Origin of the sequence: Streptomyces amakusaensis, from assembly GCF_039532665.1 — a bacterium.
GTDB classification, from domain to species: Bacteria; Actinomycetota; Actinomycetes; order Streptomycetales; family Streptomycetaceae; genus Streptomyces; species Streptomyces amakusaensis.
The window spans coordinates 361,078-379,785 of sequence record NZ_BAAASB010000008.1 but is presented as its reverse complement, the minus strand read 5'-3'; the positions used below and the strand labels follow the sequence as shown (position 1 = coordinate 379,785).

General features: G+C 71.0%; 19 protein-coding genes and 1 pseudogene. 14 read left to right on the top strand and 6 right to left on the bottom strand.

Going from position 1 to position 18,708, the window contains the following annotated elements:
• Window positions 1–547: pseudogene (locus ABD371_RS17345) on the top strand (Na+/H+ antiporter subunit A); the annotation flags it as partial.
• 453 nt (window positions 548–1,000) lie between these two features.
• On the opposite strand, the gene ABD371_RS17340 reads toward ABD371_RS17345, so the two are convergent.
• Together ABD371_RS17340 and ABD371_RS17335 are read right to left on the bottom strand one after the other, a co-directional pair.
• On the bottom strand, window positions 1,001–1,258 hold the full coding sequence (locus ABD371_RS17340; protein ID WP_344477822.1) for a helix-turn-helix transcriptional regulator: 258 nt from the start codon (window positions 1,256–1,258) through the stop codon (window positions 1,001–1,003).
• Between the two features lie 553 nt (window positions 1,259–1,811).
• Entirely contained in the window at window positions 1,812–1,982 is a 171-nt protein-coding gene (locus ABD371_RS17335) for a helix-turn-helix domain-containing protein (RefSeq protein ID WP_344477855.1), read from the bottom strand.
• Window positions 1,983–2,592: 610 nt separating this feature from the next.
• Between ABD371_RS17335 and panD the strand changes: the two genes are divergently transcribed.
• Both panD and ABD371_RS17325 read left to right on the top strand, forming a co-directional pair.
• Window positions 2,593–3,009, top strand: coding sequence for an aspartate 1-decarboxylase (panD, locus tag ABD371_RS17330; protein ID WP_344477820.1), 417 nt, complete (start codon window positions 2,593–2,595; stop codon window positions 3,007–3,009).
• Between the two features lie 47 nt (window positions 3,010–3,056).
• Entirely contained in the window at window positions 3,057–3,410 is a 354-nt protein-coding gene (locus ABD371_RS17325) for a GNAT family N-acetyltransferase (protein ID WP_344477818.1), read from the top strand.
• Between the two features lie 14 nt (window positions 3,411–3,424).
• Here ABD371_RS17325 and ABD371_RS17320 read toward each other — a convergent pair whose 3' ends face one another.
• Entirely contained in the window at window positions 3,425–4,339 is a 915-nt protein-coding gene (locus ABD371_RS17320) for a quinone oxidoreductase family protein (protein ID WP_344477816.1), read from the bottom strand.
• A 4-nt stretch (window positions 4,340–4,343) separates the two neighbouring features.
• Window positions 4,344–5,228, bottom strand: a complete 885-nt coding sequence (locus ABD371_RS17315; RefSeq protein ID WP_344477813.1) for a ScbA/BarX family gamma-butyrolactone biosynthesis protein — start codon at window positions 5,226–5,228, stop codon at window positions 4,344–4,346.
• A gap of 106 nt (window positions 5,229–5,334) precedes the next feature.
• On the opposite strand from ABD371_RS17315, the gene ABD371_RS17310 reads away from it, so the two are divergent.
• Complete coding sequence (locus ABD371_RS17310) at window positions 5,335–6,036, top strand: ScbR family autoregulator-binding transcription factor (RefSeq protein WP_344477811.1); 702 nt, start codon at window positions 5,335–5,337, stop codon at window positions 6,034–6,036.
• Window positions 6,037–6,069: 33 nt separating this feature from the next.
• Here ABD371_RS17310 and ABD371_RS17305 read toward each other — a convergent pair whose 3' ends face one another.
• Window positions 6,070–7,008: an ACP S-malonyltransferase gene (locus ABD371_RS17305; protein WP_344477853.1), complete on the bottom strand. Its 939-nt coding sequence runs from the start codon at window positions 7,006–7,008 to the stop codon at window positions 6,070–6,072.
• Window positions 7,009–7,263: 255 nt separating this feature from the next.
• On the opposite strand from ABD371_RS17305, the gene ABD371_RS17300 reads away from it, so the two are divergent.
• The 10 genes from ABD371_RS17300 (at window position 7,264) to ABD371_RS17255 (ending at window position 17,735) form a co-directional block, all read left to right on the top strand.
• A complete protein-coding gene (locus tag ABD371_RS17300) occupies window positions 7,264–8,262 on the top strand; it encodes a ScbA/BarX family gamma-butyrolactone biosynthesis protein (protein ID WP_344477809.1) in 999 nt (332 codons plus the stop codon).
• A complete protein-coding gene (locus ABD371_RS17295; protein ID WP_344477807.1) occupies window positions 8,259–9,296 on the top strand; it encodes a 3-oxoacyl-[acyl-carrier-protein] synthase III C-terminal domain-containing protein in 1,038 nt (345 codons plus the stop codon). The genes ABD371_RS17300 and ABD371_RS17295 overlap by 4 nt, the downstream gene beginning before the upstream one ends.
• 83 nt (window positions 9,297–9,379) lie before the next feature.
• Entirely contained in the window at window positions 9,380–11,089 is a 1,710-nt protein-coding gene (locus ABD371_RS17290) for an FAD-dependent monooxygenase (protein ID WP_344477805.1), read from the top strand.
• Window positions 11,086–12,111 (top strand): beta-ketoacyl-ACP synthase III, encoded by a 1,026-nt coding sequence (locus ABD371_RS17285; protein WP_344477803.1) that lies wholly within the window; start codon window positions 11,086–11,088, stop codon window positions 12,109–12,111. The genes ABD371_RS17290 and ABD371_RS17285 overlap by 4 nt, the downstream gene beginning before the upstream one ends.
• A 36-nt stretch (window positions 12,112–12,147) precedes the next feature.
• Complete coding sequence (locus ABD371_RS17280) at window positions 12,148–12,405, top strand: phosphopantetheine-binding protein (RefSeq protein WP_344477801.1); 258 nt, start codon at window positions 12,148–12,150, stop codon at window positions 12,403–12,405.
• Window positions 12,402–13,637, top strand: coding sequence for a beta-ketoacyl-[acyl-carrier-protein] synthase family protein (locus ABD371_RS17275; protein WP_344477799.1), 1,236 nt, complete (start codon window positions 12,402–12,404; stop codon window positions 13,635–13,637). Before ABD371_RS17280 ends, ABD371_RS17275 begins: the two co-directional genes overlap by 4 nt.
• Before the next feature lie 44 nt (window positions 13,638–13,681).
• Complete coding sequence (locus tag ABD371_RS17270) at window positions 13,682–14,644, top strand: aldo/keto reductase (RefSeq protein ID WP_344477797.1); 963 nt, start codon at window positions 13,682–13,684, stop codon at window positions 14,642–14,644.
• A gap of 90 nt (window positions 14,645–14,734) precedes the next feature.
• Window positions 14,735–16,369 (top strand): 3-hydroxyacyl-CoA dehydrogenase family protein, encoded by a 1,635-nt coding sequence (locus ABD371_RS17265; protein WP_344477795.1) that lies wholly within the window; start codon window positions 14,735–14,737, stop codon window positions 16,367–16,369.
• Window positions 16,370–16,449: 80 nt separating this feature from the next.
• Window positions 16,450–16,989 carry a cupin domain-containing protein gene (locus ABD371_RS17260; protein WP_344477793.1) on the top strand — a complete coding sequence of 180 codons (540 nt, stop codon included), beginning with the start codon at window positions 16,450–16,452 and terminating at the stop codon, window positions 16,987–16,989.
• A gap of 23 nt (window positions 16,990–17,012) precedes the next feature.
• Window positions 17,013–17,735: an HAD family hydrolase gene (locus ABD371_RS17255; protein ID WP_344477791.1), complete on the top strand. Its 723-nt coding sequence runs from the start codon at window positions 17,013–17,015 to the stop codon at window positions 17,733–17,735.
• Between the two features lie 84 nt (window positions 17,736–17,819).
• Here ABD371_RS17255 and ABD371_RS17250 read toward each other — a convergent pair whose 3' ends face one another.
• Complete coding sequence (locus ABD371_RS17250; protein ID WP_344477789.1) at window positions 17,820–18,620, bottom strand: AfsR/SARP family transcriptional regulator; 801 nt, start codon at window positions 18,618–18,620, stop codon at window positions 17,820–17,822.
• Window positions 18,621–18,708: the final 88 nt, after the last annotated feature.

The following is an 18,708-nucleotide window of genomic DNA, read 5'->3' as shown; positions in this document are numbered from 1 at the left end:
CGTCGACCACGCGGCGGGCACCCGCGACCTGCGCGAACTCTCCGGTGTCGGACGGTCCCTGCCCCGGGTCGCGGCGGTCGCCGCCGTCGCCGGGGCGTCGATGGCGGGCCTGCCGCCGCTGCTCGGCCTCGCCGCCAAGGAGGCCGCGTTCACCGCGCTGGAGCACGGCGGACCGGTGGACGCTGGCGGCCGTCGTCGTCGGCTCGACGCTGACCGCCGCGTACACCCTCCGGTTCCTCTGGGGGACGTTCGCCCGCAAACCCGGGCTGGCGGACACCCCCGTGCACCGCGTCGGCCCGGCGTTCCTCGCACCGCCCGCGCTGCTCGCGGCGGGCTGTGTCCTCCTAGGCCCCGGCGTGGTCTGGCTGAACGGACCGCTCGGGGCGTACGCCGACGCCTTCCTGGCCCCCGCCCACCCGTACAGCCTCTCGCTCTGGCACGGCCTCGGACGGCGCTGCTGCTCTCGGGCGTCGCCTGGGCGGGCGGACTGGCGCTGTTCCTGCTGCGGCAGCCGGCGTCACCCCGCCGCCGGAGGAGCACCCGGCCGGTGCTCCGGCTGGGCGTGCCCGCCCGCGGCCTGCCGACGGCCAAGGTCTGGCACCCGCTGGCCCCGCCATCCCGGCGATCGGGGACCGGCGATGAACCGGCACCAGCCGACCACCGGGCCACCCGTCACCGGTGCCGCCCCGGAGGAAGAGGTAGGGGTCAAGGGTCTTTGGTTCCAGGCCGCGCAGGGCCAGGTCCATGGTGCCGGTGCCGTACTCGGCCAGCGACATGGTGGCCACATCCGGCGCGATTCCCGCCTTCGCGGCCTTCAGGATGCCGGAGATCCAGTCCTCTGCCTCGTCGTGCGTGTCCTTGCCCTCGGAGAGGGACCTGCGGCGCTTGGAGGCGGGGTCGAACCAGCGAACGCGCGCACGGTAGGGCGGGGCGCGGTCGGGGCGGTGCTCGATGTCGCCGGCCGCTCGCACACCGAGCGGAACGGCCTCGGTGCAGGCCATCAGACCGCCGCACCGGGCGTGGCACGGCGCTCGGCGAGCCAGGTCTCCACATCGCGGGCGCTGTAGAGGACGGCACGCCCACTCACCGGGACGTACGGGGGACCTTGCCGGGGATGCGCGGTGCGCCGGTGCCGGAGGGTGGAGGGATCGACGCGCAGGAGGCGGGTGAGTTCCCCGGTCGAGTACCAGGTACCGGACAGCGGCCCTTTCGGCTCGGTGCCGGAAGACGTGCCGGATGGGGTGGAGCGGTAGGGCATGGAGTCCTGAGGAGAAGGCGGGTTGGGTGACGGATGCAGAGGAGCGAACGAGGGGGCGTGGGGGTAATTCGCCCTTCAAGTCTCCGAACGCTCCCCGGTTTCCGAATCCGGTGATCGCCTGCTATAAAGCCTTCCACGGGTGCCAGAGAGGTCAATGTTAAACGGATGCTGGGTAGATAGCCATTCTGGAAGGCAATTTCCTTGGTGTCCGCGAGATGGTGAAGGCCCGTTCAAGTGGAGTGGTAGTCCGCCCTGCACCCCTGGTTTCGGACGCCAGTAGGACGCCGATTCACTGCACGGTGCTTGGAAGTCGCCAACAGTTTCTTCGTCTGCTGGTGGTGCATGATCTGCATCTCCCTAACCAGCAGGAACACTGGCTCCGGCCATTGCCGTTCGGATCTTGGCCCGCGTATGGTCCGGATCTAGGTTCCGTGGTGGAGTATCGGTCGAGCGGAAGCGCTTCCCCAACCGTGTGGGCGCGCGGCAGGGAACGCGCTCCACGTGGTTTGTCATCGGGAAGGTACCGGCCTGGGTGCTGGGAATGCTTTTATTTCTAATGGATCTTCTGTTGCTCCAGCCATTTAAATATATCGGTTCTCTTGTAAAGGACCTTAGCGTTTCTGCCGCGGCCCAGCTTGTAGCCTTTGAGGCCTAGCTTTGAGGCTTCCCGGTAAACCCAACTCGTGGACATGTTAAGCATCATCGCGACTTCGGAAGTGTCCATCAGGGCGGATTCTTCTGATCGACGCCTGAATGGGTGGTTAATCCCTGAACGTCTCTCGTCGTGGTACGGCTGTGGGGTCATGTGTATGCTCGCTCCTTAGCGTTTGTCTGAGGCCCGGTCGATGGCGCCTGGAAGTGTCACTGTCGGGATTCATCGACTGGTCATGTCAATAGTCGAGGGAATCCCCGGTTTCTCTATCCGGGGATTCTCTGCTACCTTTTTGCGCTATCGGGGGTCGAGTTCGGGTGACGTGTGCCCTAAGCCTGTAGCGGATTCTCAGTCGGCCGCACCGTGTCGGCCCTCCGGTTGGCTGGCTGAGGTGTCATGCCCTCGACTGCTGTGACGCTGCCAACGGTGTGGAGCGTGATCGTGGTTGGGTCCTCCAAAGGCTTCCGCGTAGGCTGGCTTCCGCGTTGCGGCGGGTGGATGTGGAGGCTGGCTGGCCACTTCAAGTTGCCCTGATGGGGCATCAGGAAAGTCAGCAAGTGGTCAGCATGAGTCCTGAAAGACCTGGGGAAACCTGCCCGAACATGAGACTCGTTGTAGGGTGGGAAAAACGCACTTGACCTGCAAAAACGCAGGCAGGGAGCCTAGATCCAGGAGTACCGCCGTGCTGCGCACCATGTTCAAGTCCAAGATCCACCGTGCCACCGTGACCCAGGCCGATCTGCACTACGTCGGCTCGGTCACCATCGACGCGGAGCTGATGGAGGCGGCGGACCTGCTGCCGGGTGAGCTGGTGCACATCGTGGACATCACCAATGGCGCACGGCTGGAGACCTATGTCATCGAGGGCGAGCGCGGCTCCGGCGTCATCGGGATCAACGGCGCGGCCGCACACCTCGTACACCCCGGGGATCTCGTGATCCTGATCAGCTACGCGCAGGTCGACGACGCCGAGGCGCGGTCGCTGGTGCCCCGTGCCGTCCATGTCGACGCCGACAACCGCATCGTCGCGCTCGGCTCCGACGCGTCCGAGCCCGTTCCCGGGAGCGACACCCTGCGCAGCCCGCACGCCGTGGTCTGACCGGGCCCGGCCGAGCGCCCGGCGGCGGATCGGGGGAGGATGCCGTCATGCCAGACATCTCAGCGTTCGACATCCGCGACGACCGGGCGAAGGGCCTGCTGGAGGCGTACGAGGGCGGGGAGGTCACCGGACGGATCGCCTACTTCGTCCTGGACGCCGAGCCCGCCGCCCTGGTCGCCGTGCACACGGTGGTGGAGGCGGAGCACGAGGGGAAGGGCATCGCGGGCTCCCTGGTGCGCGAGTTCTACCGGATCGCCGCGGGTGAGGGTGTTCCGGTGGTGCCGCTCTGCCCGTACGCGGCGGCCTGGGCCGAGCGGCATCCGGAGGAGGCTCCGGCGGCGCCCGCCGGGCTGGTCGAGGAGGCGAAGCGGCAGCTGAAGGCGGAACCGCACCTCTGGTGACCGCTCTCCCGGCCCTACGGCGACACGGTCAGCGTCAGCTTTCCGACGGTCTCACGGGCCAGGAGGTCCTCGTGGGCGCGCCGCGCGTCGACGAGCGGGTAGACGCGGTGCGCGATCGGCCGGAGGCGGCCCTGCGCGACCAGACCGAGGAGTGCCTTGAGCGGGGTGCCCAGCGCTCCGGGGGCGGCGAGAGCGGGGCGGAGCCAGAACCCGATGACAGAGGTGCCGGTGGCGCGCAGCCGGACGGGGTCGACAGGGGTGAACGGGGTGCGTGCCGCGTTGCCGTAGGTCACGAGACGGCCGAGGGGCGCGAGGGAGTCCAGCGCCCGGTCGAAGAGCGGTCCGCCGACGGCGTCGAGGACGATGTCGGCCGGCTCCCCGAGCGGATAGGCGACGATGCCGTCGGCTCCCAGGCTCAGGGCGAGTCGTTCCTTCTCGGGGGTCGAGGCCTGGGCCAGGACGCGGCCCGCGCCGAACTCTCCGGCGAGTTGGACGGCGAGGCTGCCGACGCCTCCGGCGGCGGAGTGGACGACGACGGTCTCGCCGGGTGAGAGGCGCGCCGCTGTGCGCAGCAGGTGCCAGGCGGTGAGCCCCTGGGTCATGAGGGCCAGGGCCCGGCCCGCGTCGAGGTCCGGGGGCAGGTCGAAGACGTGGGACTCCTTGGCGACCGCGAACTCCGCGTAGCCGTTGGACACGCGGGCGAGTACCCGGCGTCCGTCGGGCGTGCGGCCCACCACTTCGCTGCCGGGTATGTGGGGGAGCCTGTCGGCGCCGAGGTAGGAGCCGTCCGTCAGATGGGTGTCGGAGAAGTTGACCCCTGCCGCTTCGACCGAGATGAGCACTTCGCCCGGTCCGGGGATCGGTGCGGGCACTTCCACGGGATTCAGTACCTCGGGACCACCGAAGCGGTCGAACCGTATCGCGAGCATATGGTTACGGTATCCGGCTGTTTCGATCGTGGGCGAAGAACACCGTGAAGGCCTCTTCGCCCTCTTGAACTCCTGTGACCCGGATACCGGCGGCCTCCGGCGCGGCTTCGAGCCGGCACGGAACGCCGAACTCTACATATCGCCTGAAGACGCTCGTCATACGGCGCAGAGAAGCGGCTTCGGAGCCGGTCGAGGCGTGTGCCGCCTGATAGCTCGCCTCGATCAGGGCCAGACCGGGCACATGGTCGACGGGGTGGTCGTAGAGGACGGGGTCGGCCGTGTCGGTGCGCAGCAGCCAGCGTCCGGGGCGGTCGCCCGCGCTCAGGGCGATCCTGCTGGTCCCGGCACACCCGGCGACCTCGGCGGGAACGGCCGGATCGACGGCGATGCCGGCCCAGTCGACGTTCAGGCGAGTGCCGCGAAGGCGGCGGTAGGCGGGCGGGGACGCCCAACTGAAGGCGAGCGATGCCTCAGCGGCCATTTCGTGGTCCACCTGTATCCGGAAGTCGGTTTTCCGGGAGCGCGCGCCGGTGCGGTGGGACCGTACGCCGACGAGAAGGCGGGCCCGGCTGTCGTGCGGGACACGGAATCCGGGTGCCACCCGGACGTCCATGGCGTCCATGAGCGTCTTGTGGGTGAGCGGGACACCCTGTTCGGCGTGGGCCACCAGCAGGCAGGCCTGCCGGACGGTGTTGGTGAGGGTCAGCGGATCGAAGGGGGCGGAGGAAGTGGGCGTCGGCCATTGGGCGGTGACCGTGTACCGGTCGTCGCCCAGCGCGGTCCAGCCGGTGATCAGGGACGAGGAGGCGCGGTGCAGATGGAGGAGCGAGGTGGGGACGGCGGTGGCATCGGCCGGTGGTAGGGAATCGGTGAACAGAGCCTCGGACATCAAATCCCCAGGGGGTGATCGCCTGTGGTTCACGGAGGAATGGACAGCAGTAAGATACCGGCGCGTCGGTATCTTTTGGAGTGGTAATCAAGACAGGAGGATGCCCGTGGCACGGCAGGACAGGGCTTTGAGGACGCGCAGGGCCATCTTCGAAGGGGCGGCGACCGTCTTCGACGAGCGCGGCTACGAGAGCACCACGATTTCCGAGATCCTGGAGCGGGCCGAGGTCACCCGGGGCGCCTTCTATTTCCACTTCCCCTCCAAGGAGGACCTGGCCCGGCACGTCCTCGCCGCCGCGGTGACCACCGACGGAGTCCCCGAGAACCGGCTCAAGCTCCAGCAGCTGGTGGACACTCTGCTGCTGCTCGCCCATCGGATGCCCCATGAGCCGATGCTCAGGGCCGCGCTGCGGATGTCGGTGGACCTGGAGTCGCAGCGCCTCTTCGGCACCAGGTGGCCGGACTGGACTAGCCTCCTGGCCGATCTGCTGCGCGAGGCGTGCGAGCGGGGTGAGATCTACCAGCATGTCGACGAGGACGAGACCGCCCGCCTCCTCGTCTGTTCCTGGACGGGGGTACGGGTGGTGTGCGAAGGGCTGCCGGAGGAGTACGACCTGGCCCAGGAGGTGGCCAAACTGCTCCATCTGATCCTGCCCGCCATCGCCGTCCCGCTGGTGCTGGCCAAGCTCGAGGTCTCCGCCGAGCGCGCCGCCGAGCTCTACGCCGGCCTGTCCCTGGCCGGTACGGAGCCGGCGGGGGCCCGGCGCGATGACGAGGAACCGTCCGAGCGGCCTCATCCGAACGGCTGACACCGCGCTCGAGAGCCGTGCCGCGGTCCCGCCTCACGCGGCGACGGATCGGGGCGCGGGGGCCGAGACGGCGGGGAGGTGCGGGAGGGTGCGGTGGGCCAGTCCGGCGAGCGTCCGCCCCGGCCCGAAGTCGATCAGCCGCCGGCAGCCCAGCGACTCCAGGGTGGTCAGCGAGTCCACCCAGCGCACAGGGTGGGTGAGTTGGCGCAGGCACAGGGTGGGCCACTCGCGGCCGTCGGTGTGGGAGGCTCCGTCCACATTGGCGACGACCGGCCGGTGCTCGGCGGCGAAGCGGACCTTCGCCAGGGCTTTCTCCAGGGCGCGGGCGGCGGGTGCCATGTGCGCGGTGTGGCAGGCGGCGAGAACGGGCAGCGTCTGGTAGCGCCAGCCCGCCGCGCGGGCCGGTCCTGCCGCGTCCCGGATCGCGGTGGGGCTCCCGGCGACCACGGTCTGCCGGGGGCTGTTGAGATTGGCCACCCAGATGTCCGCGCCGTTCTCCCGCAGCTCCCGGACGAACTCTTCCACCCGCCCGGAGTCCGCTCCGGTGACCGCGGCCATCGCGCCAGGGCTGCGGCGTGAGATCCGGTCCATCGCGCGGCCCCGCTCGCCCACCAGACGTGCGCCGTCGGCGACGGTGAGCGCCCCCGCGGCCACCAGGGCGGTGTACTCGCCCAGGCTGTGCCCGGCGAAAGCGCCGATCGCCGCGTCCGGCCGCAGCCGCCGGAACTCGAACCAGGACAGCAGAGCCGCGGTGAACACGGTGATCTGCGCGAAGTCGGTCCGGGCGAGCCGTTCGGTCGGGGTGTCCAGGAGCAGGGCCGCCACATCGTGCCCGGAGGCTTCCGAAACGGTCTCCACCAAGGACCAGGACGGTGTGTCGCGCCATGCTCTTCCCCGGCCTTCCCGCTGCACTCCCTGGCCGGGGAAGAGCGCCCCGGCCGGGGTCCCGGCGTTTTCCGAACCCGGTGACACGGTCACGGCGAATTCCTTTCGTGCGGGCTTTTTCGATCGGATGTCCAAGGGTCTGGACGATTGTCGGTGTGCGGAACTCAAGCTCCGGTCAAGGAGGGCCAAAAAACCCCGGCAGTGGTCCCGCTTGAGCCGGGCGTTGGCCCGTACCCGGAATGCTGGGACCGCCCCTGAAACCTCGGGGCACCGCGGACCACTGGAGGGAGCGGTTCAATGGAGTCATTGATTCCGTATGAATTTCCATTGAAGGACGGGGAATTGGGATTCACGCGAACCGTCGACCGGAGCGCGCTGCACCGCTGGGCGCTGTCCGAGGTGTTCCTCACCGACGCTCGCCGGATCGGTGAGACGGACTACGCGGCGGCCGCCCAGCTGCCGTCCACCCACGCTTTCTACGTGGAGCGCGCCTCTCGGCTCCGGGTGCCGGACCCCCTGCTGATCCTTGAGTGCGCCCGCCAGGCGGAAACGTACGGAGGGCACGCGTTCTTCGGAGTGCCGAAGGACAGCAAGTTCCTGCTGCGGTCCTGGTCGATGTCCCTGCCGGGACTGCTCACCGCTCCCGTCGGCGACCGGCCGGGGCAGCTGCTCATGCATGTGCGCACCACCGACCGCCTGGGCGTCGCCGGTGATGTGAGACGTCTGACCTACCGCGTCGAACTCCGGCTCGACGGACACCACTTGGGCCGGGTCGTCATCGACGTCGGCTATGTCCCCGACGCGGTGTACGACGTCCTGCGGGCGCAGGGCCGCTCCGCTCCGCTGCCGCCGTTCGCGGACATCCCGCGCACCGCCACCCTCCTCGACCCGGCCCAAGTGGGCCGGCGCGATCCGGCGAACGTCGTGCTGCGGGACGTGGCCGTCGGCCCGGACGGCGCCCGGGCGGTCATCCGGGTGCCGGTCGAGAACCGCAGCATGTTCGACCACGCCCAGGACCACCTGCCGGGCATGGTGCTGATGGAGGCGGCCCGCCAACTGTGTCTCTACACCTCGGCGGAGCTGTTCGGCAGGTCCGCCGCGCACACCACACCCGTCGGCCTCGATTTCTCGTTCACCCGGTATGCCGAACTGGACGCGCCGACGACGGTGCGCGTTCTCCAGAGCGAGGATCCCGGGACCGGTGTCGCCGGCACCGCCGAGGAGCGCGCCTTCCACGTCCGGTTCGAACAGGGCGGCACGGTTGTCGCGGCGGGCCGCATGAACACGGCGACGGCCGACGCCCGGCACACCGCCCCGCGGACGCCGGAGGCGGCGAGGTGAGAGCACCCGACGATGTGCGCATCACGGCCGTCGACTGGCTGCCGGTGAACACGGCCACGGCCGCGGCCGCCGTCGCCGACGGCCGCGTCACCGCCGACGAGGCCGATGCGATGGGCTACGACCGACTGCCCGTGGCGGATCAGGAGTCGGCCCCCGAACTGGCCGTGCTGGCCGGCCGCCGAGCCCTCGCCGAAGCCGCTCTGGAGCCGCGGACCGTCCGCACCGTCCTCCACGCCTGGACCTACTACCAGGGGCACGACTTCTGGTCCCCGGCGCACTATGTGGCCGAGCGCACCGGAGCGGTCGAGGCGAACCCCGTCGGCATCCAGCAGATGTGCAACGGGGGCGCGGCAGCCCTGGAGGCCGCGCTGGTCCGGCAGATGGCGACGCCGGAGCACGGCCCCGTGCTCATCACCACGGCGGACCGGTTCCGCGAGCCCGGATTCGACCGCTGGGGCGGCGACTACGGTGTCTGGTACGGCGACAGCGGAACCGCGGCCGTCGTGGAACGCCGCTCCGAGTCCTCCCGGCACGGCCTCCTGCTGCGGGCCGTGCACACGGAGGCCGCTCCGGACCTCGAAATCGTCCACCGGGATGCCGACACCTTCCAGACCATGCCGCACGCGGCCGGTGCCACCGTCGACGTACGCCGTACCAAGAAGGCTTTCCTGACGGGGACGGGCAGGGAGCCGTTCGTACGGCGGTTGCGGGAGACCACGAGCCGAGTCGTCGACGCCGCACTGCGCGAGGCGTCGCTCTCTCCGGAGGATCCCTCACTGCGTGTGGTGCTGCTTCCCCGGCTGGGCCGGGCGACGGCCCGCGAGATCTACGGCCCGGCCATCGCCGAAGTCACCTCCGCGCCCGCCGTCGACCTGGGGGAGACGACCGGCCACCTCGGCGCGGGCGACCTCTTCTCCAATCTCGCGGCGCTGTCCGGCGACGGGCTCCAGCGACTGCGCCCCGGCCAGCACGCCGTCGTGCTCAGCGCCGGCGCGGGGTTCACCTGGAGCGGTGTGGTCGTACGCCGGCCGTGACCGTCCCGGCCGCACCGGTCCCGGGCCCGGACGCCCGGTGGCGGGTCGGCACTGATTCAGCATGAGCGACGAAAGGCGTAAGGATGACGAATTCCGTGCGGAAGCACCCGGACGGCAGTCGGCCGGTGCTGGTCGTGGGGGCCGGTCCGGTGGGGCTGGTGCTGGCGTCCGAACTTCTCAGCCATGGCGTGCCGGTGCGTCTTGTCGACGGCACCCCGCCCGGCTCCTCGCTCCACTCCCGTGCCATCGTGGTCTGGCCCCGAAGCCTGGAGCTGCTCGGCCGGATCGATGCCGCCGAGCCGCTGGCGGAGGCCGGCAACCGGCTCGACGCCGTCTCCTACTACTCCCGGAAACGGCCCCTGGGGTCGGTGGAGATGAGCCGCCTCACCGACACTCCCTATCCGTTCGGCCTGGTCATCCCCCAGGACCGTACGGAGGGCGTGATTCGCGAGCGGCTGGTCGAGCTGGGCGGGCGGGTGGAGCAGGGATCGGTCACCGGTCTCGACAACACCGGCCCACGCCCCCTGGTCACCGTGGAGCGGCCGGACGGACGCACCGAGGAGATCGAGGCCGACTGGGTGGTGGGCGCGGACGGTGCGCACAGCGCCGTACGCACCCTGTCCGGGATCGAGTTCCTCGGCAGTGGCGAAGACGTGCTGTTCGCCATCGGCGACGGTCCCATCGAGGGGAATCTGCACGACAACGAGCTGCTCTACTGCTACACGCGGGGCGGCGCCCTGGGCTTCGCCCCCTTCGGCGGGGGCCAGTTCCGTCTCGCGGTCAGCGTTCCGGGCTGGACCGAGGACCATGCGCCGCCCCGGGAGCTGTTCCAGCGGGTCATGGACGAACGGGCCCCGCGCCCCGGCCAGATCGGCCCGCTCAAATGGACGACTATATTCCGGGCCCGTCGGCGGGTCGCCGAGACACTCCGGGACGGGCGGGTCTTCCTCGCGGGCGACGCGGGGCACCTCTTCAGCGCCGCCGGCGCCCAGGGCATGAACACCGGAATCCAGGACGCGGTGAATCTCGGGTGGAAGCTGGCAGGAGTGATCCGGGGGACCCTGGAACCGGGCATCCTCGACACCTACGACACCGAGCGCCGCCTGGCCGCCGAGCGGGTCGTCCTCACCACCGCGAAGCAGACGAGCTGGGGCCTGCTGCGGCGGCGCAGGGAGATCGCCGTGCGCGACACCCTGGTACGGGCCGCACGGCGCACCGGCGTCCTCCAGCGCTTCGGCGCCCCGCTCATGGCGCAGCACGATGTGACCTACCGGCCCGCGGAGTCGCTGCGCCAGACGCTGCCCGGCGTCACCCGCGGTGCCGGTGCGGGCGACCGGTTACCCGTCTTCAGCCGTCACACCGGCCCGAAGGAGACGCCCGAACCGGGGCAGGGCCGCTGGCCCACGATCGACGCCCGGTCGCCCACGGTCCTGCTCTGGGCCGGGCAGCGGCAGGACGGCACCTGGGTCCGGCAGCGTGACGCGCTGCGCGAGTCGCTGCCCGACACCTTCCCGGTACGGGACATCTCGGGCTGGCCCGGCTTCGCCCCGCTGCTCGGCAAGGAGCCGAAGGCGGTCCTGGTCCGCCCCGACGGGCACATCGCCGCTCTCACCGAGCCCGATCCGGCGGAGCTGCGCACGGCGCTGCGCCGCGCCCGCCTGGTCGTCGCCGCGCTGCCGCGCACCGACCGGGTGGGCCGCGAGACGGTCACGGAGATGGGTGCGAGCGCCGCGGTGTCCGCCGCCCCGCACGTTTCCCCGCACGTTTCCACGACGGACGAGGGGGCTTCATGAACCGGGCGGCTGTCATCTGCGGTCTCGGCGGCGCACTGCCCGAGACCCTCGTGTCCAACGCCGATCTGGCCCGGGAGCTGGACACCTCGGACGAGTGGATCAGGTCCCGCACCGGCATCGAGAACCGTCGTGTCATCGCCCCCGGCCAGGCCACCTCCGATCTGGCGGTCGCGGCGGGCAGCCGGGCGCTCGCTTCCGCCGGGGCGGCGGCGGACGACGTCGATCTCGTCGTCCTCGCCACCAGCACGCCCGACCACCCCTGCCCGGCCACCGCGCCGGCTGTCGCGCAGCGCCTGGGCATGCCGGGGGCCGCCGCCTTCGACGTGGCCGCGGTATGCACCGGATTCGTCTACGCGCTGGCCGCCGCCGCAGCCATGCTCACCGCCGGAACCGTCCGTCAGGCGCTGGTCATCGGTGCCGACACCTTCTCCACCATCCTCGATCCCGCCGACCGCACCACCCGGGCCGTGTTCGGCGATGGGGCGGGTGCCGTGGTCCTGCGCCCCGGCGACCCGGCGGAGCCGGGCGCTCTGCTCGGCTTCGACCTGGGCAGCGACGGGGCGGGCTCCGACCTCATCACGGTGCGGGCCGGCGGCTCGCGCCAGCGGTCCGCGGGCGGGGACGCGCCGGCGGAGGACCACTGGTTCGCGATGCAGGGGCGCGCCGTGTTCGCCGAGGCGGTCCTCAGCATGAGCAAGTCCGCGCAGCACCTGATCGACCGGATCGGCTGGGCCGGCCGCGGCCCCGACCGCGTGGTGGCCCACCAGGCCAATCTGCGCATCCTGCGGGCGGTCGGCGAACAGCTCGGCCTGAGCGAGGAGCAGATCACCGTCCACCTCGACCAGGTCGGCAACACGGTCGCGGCGTCCATCCCGCTGGCCCTGGCCGACGCGCAGAACAAGGGGACGCTCACCCCCGGCCAGCGGGTGCTGCTCACCGGTTTCGGAGGCGGCCTCACCTGGGGCTCGACGGCCCTGATCTGGCCCTCCCTGCACCTCGCTCCCGCACCCGCGCACATCTGAACTCCCCCGCACGCCGACCGACGACGAAAGGTCACCATGCCCACCCCCACGAGCATCGAGCAGATCAAGGACCGTCTCGCTTCCATCCTGAGCGACAAATTCGGGCTGCCCGAGGACGAGACACGCTCCGGCGCGACCTTCGAGGAGCTGGACATCGACTCGCTCATCACCGTCGAACTCGCCCTCATCCTCCGTAAAGAGGTGGCGGTGGTGGTGGAGGAGGGCGAGATCAAGGCCTCGTTCACCCTCGACGACGCCGCGGCCCTCATCGAGAGCAAGGGACCCAAGCTGTGACGGACGCACCCCGCGGCCCCGCGGTCTCGATCACCGGGATCGGCCTGGTCACCCCGGCCGGCATCGGCGTCGAGGAGAACTGGACCCGTATCACCACGGGAGCCTCCGCCGCCGCCACCGACCTCGTACTGCGAGGCCTGCGGATGGACTTCTCCTGCCGTGTGCCCGGCTTCGACGCCGACGCGCTGCTCGGGCGGCGACACGCGTGGAAGCTGGACCGCTTCGTCCAACTCGCCCTTGTCGCCGCCCGCCAGGCCGTGGCCGACGCCGGACTCGACCCCACCCGGTGGGACGGCCCGAGGGTCGGCGTGGTGCTCGGCAACTCCCTCGGCGGGACCACGACGTTCGAGAAGCAGCACGACACGTACTACGGGGGCGCGCCCGAGGAGGTGTCGCCACTGATGATCCCCATGGGGATGGTCAACATGGTGGCCGGATACGTGGCCATGGACCAGCGCGTCCTCGGCCCCAGTCTGGTGACGGCCACAGCCTGTGCCTCGGGGGCGTCCGCGATCGGGACCGCGCGCCAGTGGCTCGCGAGCGGACTGTGCGACATCGTCCTGGCCGGCGGCACGGAGTCCGCCATCAGCCCGGCCACCGTCACAGGCCTGGGACGGATGGGCGCGCTCTCGGCACGCAAGGACGACCCGGCCGGCGCTTCGCGGCCGTTCGCCGCCGACCGGGACGGTTTCGTACCCGGCGAGGGCGCCGCGGTTCTCGTCCTGGAACGGGAGGAGGACGCGGCCGCCCGGAACCAGCCGGTCTACGCCCGGGTCATCGGGTACGGCGCTTCCTCGGACGCCTACCATGCGACGGCGCCCGACCCCGAGGGAAACGGGCTCGCCCGTGCCATCCGTACGGCGCTCAGCGACGCCGGCGTACACCCCGAAGAGGTGGACCATGTCAACGCTCATGGCACCTCGACCCCGATGAACGACCTGACGGAGGCCCGCGCGCTGCGCCGCGTTCTCGGCACCCGGGCCGCGGTGACGTCCACCAAGGGCATCACCGGACACACCCTGGCCGCCGCCGGGGCCGTCGAGGCCGCCTACACGGCGCTCGCGCTGAACCGCGGCACGGTGCCGCCCACCGTCAATCTGAGAACCCTGGACCCGGAGATCGACATGGACGTGGTCGCCGGCGAGGCCCGCCGGGCCTCCCTGCGGGTGGCCGTCAGCACCTCGCTCGGCTTCGGCGGCCACAACGCCGCCCTCGTGCTCGCCGCGGCCTGACCCCAGGGCGAGCACTCCGCTTCACCGACCCGCGAGGAGCACACATGAGAACGCGCCACCTGGGCGAGGCGGGCCCGGCCGTCGGGGCCATCGGCCTCGGCTGCATGGGCATGAGCTGGGGATACGCCGAGTCCCAGCGGGACGATGAACAGTCCGTCGCCGTCATCCGGCAGGCGCTGGACGCCGGTGCCACCCATCTGGACACCGCGAACGCCTACGGCGACGGCCACAACGAGCGTCTCGTCGGACGGGCCCTCGCCGGGCGCGGGGACGACGCGGTCGTGGCCACGAAGGCGGGCATCGTCGTCGACGACCTTCGCACCCGCTCCCTCAGCCGGAACGGATCGCCGGACCACATCCGCGCGTCGGCCGAGGCGAGCCTGCGCCGTTTGGGCACCGACACCATCGACCTGTACTACCTGCACCGGGTGGACTCGGCCGTCGCCCTGGAGGACTCCTGGGGCTGTATGGCCGAACTGGTGGCCCAGGGCAAGGTACGGCGTCTGGGTCTGTCGGAAGTGACCCCGGAGCAGGCGGAGCGGGCTCACCGGATCCATCCGGTGTCGGCGGTACAGTCCGAACTGTCGCTGTGGAGCCGTGACGCGCTCGCTCCGGGCAGCGACATGGTCCGCTGGTGCGCCGAACACGGTGCCGCCTTTGTGCCGTTCGCCCCGCTCGGGCGGGGTTTCCTGACGGGTGCCTTCTCCCGACCCGTCTTCGAGGCAGGCGATTTCCGTTCGACCAACCCGCGCTTCACGGACGAGGCGTTCGCCGCCAATCTGCGCATCGTGGAGGCCGTACGCGCCGTGGGCGACCGGCATGACGCCACACCGGCCCAGGTCGCCATCGCCTGGGCCCTCGCGCAGGGCGAGCATGTCATCCCGATTCCCGGTACCAAGAGTCCGCGCTTCCTCGCGGAGAACATCGGGGCCGTCTCCCTGCGGCTGACGGAGCGCGACCTCGCGGACCTGGACGCGGTCCCGGCGGCAGTCGGGGACCGCTATTGAGCGACCCGACACGAGGTCGCCGAACCCACGACTCGCCCACCCGCCGAGCCGCGCAGTGCGCCACCGGCGGTCTTCTCGAAGGACGGACACATGCCAGCGAACCCTGTGGAATCGGTCGCGGTCGTCGGGCTCGGAGCCGTCGGCACCGAACTGTCCCGACGCCTGACCGCCGCCGGACTGGCCACCGTGGGCGTCGATCACGATCCCGCCGCCGAGACCTCGGCCCGGCGGGCCGTCGGCAGCGCCCTCTTCACCGCCACCGGCGATCTCTCCGCGATCGCCCGTGCCGACCTGGTCATCGAGGCGGTCCCGGAGCCGGAGCCCGGCAAGCACCGGGTCCTGGGGGCCGTCGCGGGATACCGGCGGCCGGACGCCCCTGTCGTGACGACGGCGCTCACCACACCCGCCGCCGAGCTGGCCCCGGCGGCGAGGGGCGATCTTCTGGCACTGCGGTTCCTCCGCGCCGACCGGCTCGACGCCGTCGAGCTGGCACGGGCTCCGCACACCGGCGACGCCGCCGCGGCCCGGGTGACCGACACGCTGACGCGCGCCGGCGTGACCCCGCTCGCCGTGCCGGATCTGCCGGGATCGGTCGCCCCCGCTCTGGTCTTCGGCCTGCTCAACCAGGCGGTGAGCACCTGCAACGACGGTTACGCGGACCGGGACTCCCTGGAGACGGCGCTGCGGCTCGGCTGCAACTGGAGCGAGGGGCCGCTGGCCGTTCTCGACGCGATCGGCGACCGTACCGCCCGGGACATCCTCGAGGGCCTGCACCGGCGGCTCGGGCCGCGCTACGCGCCCGCGCTCCCCCTGGCCGCCCGGCCCCCCGCCCGTCGCCCCGCGCGACGGCGGGACGACGGCGTCACCACGGTGGCCGTGGTCGGCTCGGGAACCATGGCGACCGGTGTCGCCGAGACGGTGCTGCGCGCTGGGTACCGCACCCTCCTGGTGGCCCGCAGCCGGCGGAAGGCGGCCGCGGTGACGGAGAACATCGAGTTCAAGCTGCGCGCCGCCGGTCTGAAGGACGACGAACTGGTCGCGGCGCTCGGCCGGTGGAGCGCCACCGACGACCTCGCCCTGATCGCCGGGGCGGACCTGGTGATCGAGGCCGTCGCCGAGGACATGGCGGTGAAGCTCGGCCTTTTCCGGAAGTTCGGCCGGCTGTGCCGTGAAGGCGGCGTCCTGGCCACCACCACCTCCAGCCTTCCGGTCGGTGAGTGCGCCAGGGCCTCCGGCCGCCCCCAGGACGTGCTGGGGCTGCATTTCTTCAACCCGCCGCCCGCGATGCGTCTGATCGAACTCATTCGGACCGCCGACACCGGCGAAGCGGCCCTGGCACGGGCCAGGGGGGTGGCGCACCGGCTGGGGAAGGTCGCGGTGGAATGCGGCGACCGCACCGGGTTCATCGTCAACGCGCTGCTCTTCCCGTATCTGAACGACGCCTTGCGGATGCTGGAGCGCCCGGGGATCGAACCCCGGCTCCTGGACAAGGCGCTGAAGTCCGTCGGCGGCCAGCCGCTCGGCCCGGCACGGCTGCTCGACACCATAGGCCTCGATGTGGCCCTGGACATCCAGCGCCGTCTGCACCAGGAATCGCCCAGGCCCGAGCTGGCCCCCGCGAGACTCCTGGAAGAGCTCGTCGCACACGGCCATCTCGGCCGGAAGACCCCGGGACGGGGCGTACACGCCCGTCCGGCCGTCCACGCGCGGGGCACCGCCGTCTGAACTCCCGCTCCGTGCCCGGCCCGTCTTCCCCGTCCGTTCCACCCGCCTGATCACTCATCCTCGGGAAAGGACCCCCCTTCATGTTCACGCGCATCCCTCTCACCGGCCGTCGGCGCAGGGTTCGCCGGGTCGCCGTCGCGGCCGTGCTGTTCCTGGCGGCCGGTGGCATCGCCAATGCCTACGCGGACAACTCGCCGAAGGGCGCGGCCCAGGACGCTTCCGCCCCCCGGGCCGTCGCCTCCCCGGGAGCGATCACCAGCGAGCCGATCGCCGAGGGCGAATCGGAGCTTCCCTTCACGGTCGACGCCGACGGCCCGCGGCGTCTCGTCTACCGCAAGGCCACGATTCCGCCGGGTGCCAGTACCGGCTGGCACTATCACGTCGGCGAGGAGTTCGCGGTCATCGTGTCCGGCACGCTGACCCGTATCAACGGCGAGGACTGCTCCACCCGCATCCTGAAGCCCGGTGACGCGCTGGTCGAGCCCACCGGGCCCGACGAGGCGCACTTCGGTGTGAACAGGGGCAGTGAGCCCGTTGTCCTCTACATCACCGATGTCCTGCCCGAGGGCGCGGGCTTCTCCAGGCCGGCCCCCGACCCGGGCTGCGGGGCCGCCCGGTGACGGCCGCCGCGTCACGCCGGGCCGTGACACGGCCGGTCGGGCCGGTCGCCTCCGCGACGGAGGGACCGGCCGCGCGGCCCATCGCCGCGGCGTTCTTCGACGTGGACGAGACCCTGGTGCGTTTCAAGAGCATGTTCCGCTTCCTGGCGTACCACTTCCAGGCCCGCGGCCTGCCCGGCGAACGCTATCGGGAGGTCGCCGAGCACCTGATGGCCAGGGCCGCCGCGGGGTCGCCTCGCGCCGAGACCAACCGCGACTACTACCGCTCCTACACGGGCCGGCCCGTGCGCGAGGTCATGCGGCACGGCGAGGAGTGGTTCGCCCAGGAGAGCGCCCGGGGCGGTGTGTGGCACAGACCGGTGGTGGCCGCCCTGGCCCGGCACCGCCGTGCCGGCGCGCTCATCGTGCTGGTGTCGGGTTCGTTCCCGCCCTGTCTGGAGCCCGTTCGCCGGCCGGTGGGCGCCGACGTGCTCCTGTGCAGCAGACCGGAGATCACGGACGGTGTCTACACAGGAGTGCTGGAAACGCCGGTGATCGGTGAGGAGAAGGCACGCGCCGCCCTGGAGCTCCTCGCCGAGCGCGGCATCTCCCCGGAGAACGCGGCGGCCTACGGCGACCACGCCTCCGACCTGCCGCTGCTGAGCGCGGTCGGGCACCCGGTGGCGGTCGGTTCCGACGCCCTGCTGCGTTCGTACGTCGAGGAGGCCGGGGGGAATCTCCTTCCGGGCATCTCGGAAGGCGTGTGAGTGCCGTTCCCGGCCCTCGGTGACGCACGACGGCATGGCGGTGACCTCTCTCGACGTCACCGCCATGCCGCATATGGCGTGCCGTCAGGACACGGTGCCCGCCATCAGGAGGAACTGCTCGTCCGGCTCGTCCTGCAACAGGACATGGTGCAGGGTGTTGATGGTGGGCGAGGGCGAGATGCCGAGACCGTCGCGCATCCGGGCCCGTAGCTGCTGGTACACCTGCAAGGCCGCGGCCCGCCGCCCCGACGCGTAGAGACCGCGCATGAGCTGAGCGTGTACATGCTCGTTATAAGGGTGATCGGTGACCAGCTCGCGGGCTTCTTGGACGGCCTCCTGGACGCGTCTCATCTGGAGGAAGATGTCGACCAGTGAGATTCTCGCGCTCAGGTGCTGTTCCGCGAAGCGCTGAGCGTAGGGAGTGAGGATTCGTCCGGTGGGCACATTGCCGAGCGGCTGCCCGTGCCACAGGCGCAGCGCCTGCCGCAGCAGCAGCTCGGCGGTGATGGGGTCCTTCTGTTCGAGGGCGGTACGGCTGAGCCGGGTGAGTTCCTCGAAGCGGGGTTTGTCCCACTCGTCGTCGGCCACCCGCAGAACGTACGCGTTTCCGTCGGTCGTCAGCCGCCCCGCGGCCACTTGTTTCACCGAGGTGTCCGTGGCCGTGGCCATGATCCGGCGGATCTTGCCCACGTAGGTCTGAAGTGCCGTGGTCGCCGTGCGCGGGGGCTCGGAGCCCCATATCTCGTCGATGAGGGTCGGCATGCTCACTCGTTGGCCGGCGCGGAGCGTCATCAGGGCGAGGGCCTGTCGTTGTTTGGGGGCGGTTGGAGTGACGTCGCGTCCACCGGCGAGCAGGGCGAGGTTGCCAAGCGTGCAGAACTTCATCGAGTCCTCCGGGGATGGTGTCAGTCATGCTCGGGGTGCCGTGGCGGCATCTACCCGAATACAAACCTTCATAGCGGTTTGTTTTAAG

Excerpts from the sequence above, each read along its gene's own strand:
- ABD371_RS17340 (WP_344477822.1), bottom strand. The coding sequence starts at position 1,258 with ATGCCCTACCGCTCCACCCCATCCGGCACGTCTTCCGGCACCGAGCCG.
- ABD371_RS17335 (WP_344477855.1), bottom strand. The coding sequence starts at position 1,982 with ATGGACACTTCCGAAGTCGCGATGATGCTTAACATGTCCACGAGTTGG.
- ABD371_RS17325 (WP_344477818.1), top strand. The coding sequence starts at position 3,057 with ATGCCAGACATCTCAGCGTTCGACATCCGCGACGACCGGGCGAAGGGC.
- ABD371_RS17320 (WP_344477816.1), bottom strand. The coding sequence starts at position 4,339 with ATGCTCGCGATACGGTTCGACCGCTTCGGTGGTCCCGAGGTACTGAAT.
- ABD371_RS17315 (WP_344477813.1), bottom strand. The coding sequence starts at position 5,228 with ATGTCCGAGGCTCTGTTCACCGATTCCCTACCACCGGCCGATGCCACC.
- ABD371_RS17290 (WP_344477805.1), top strand. The coding sequence starts at position 9,380 with ATGACGAATTCCGTGCGGAAGCACCCGGACGGCAGTCGGCCGGTGCTG.
- ABD371_RS17285 (WP_344477803.1), top strand. The coding sequence starts at position 11,086 with ATGAACCGGGCGGCTGTCATCTGCGGTCTCGGCGGCGCACTGCCCGAG.
- ABD371_RS17280 (WP_344477801.1), top strand. The coding sequence starts at position 12,148 with ATGCCCACCCCCACGAGCATCGAGCAGATCAAGGACCGTCTCGCTTCC.
- ABD371_RS17270 (WP_344477797.1), top strand. The coding sequence starts at position 13,682 with ATGAGAACGCGCCACCTGGGCGAGGCGGGCCCGGCCGTCGGGGCCATC.
- ABD371_RS17265 (WP_344477795.1), top strand. The coding sequence starts at position 14,735 with ATGCCAGCGAACCCTGTGGAATCGGTCGCGGTCGTCGGGCTCGGAGCC.
- ABD371_RS17260 (WP_344477793.1), top strand. The coding sequence starts at position 16,450 with ATGTTCACGCGCATCCCTCTCACCGGCCGTCGGCGCAGGGTTCGCCGG.
- ABD371_RS17250 (WP_344477789.1), bottom strand. The coding sequence starts at position 18,620 with ATGAAGTTCTGCACGCTTGGCAACCTCGCCCTGCTCGCCGGTGGACGC.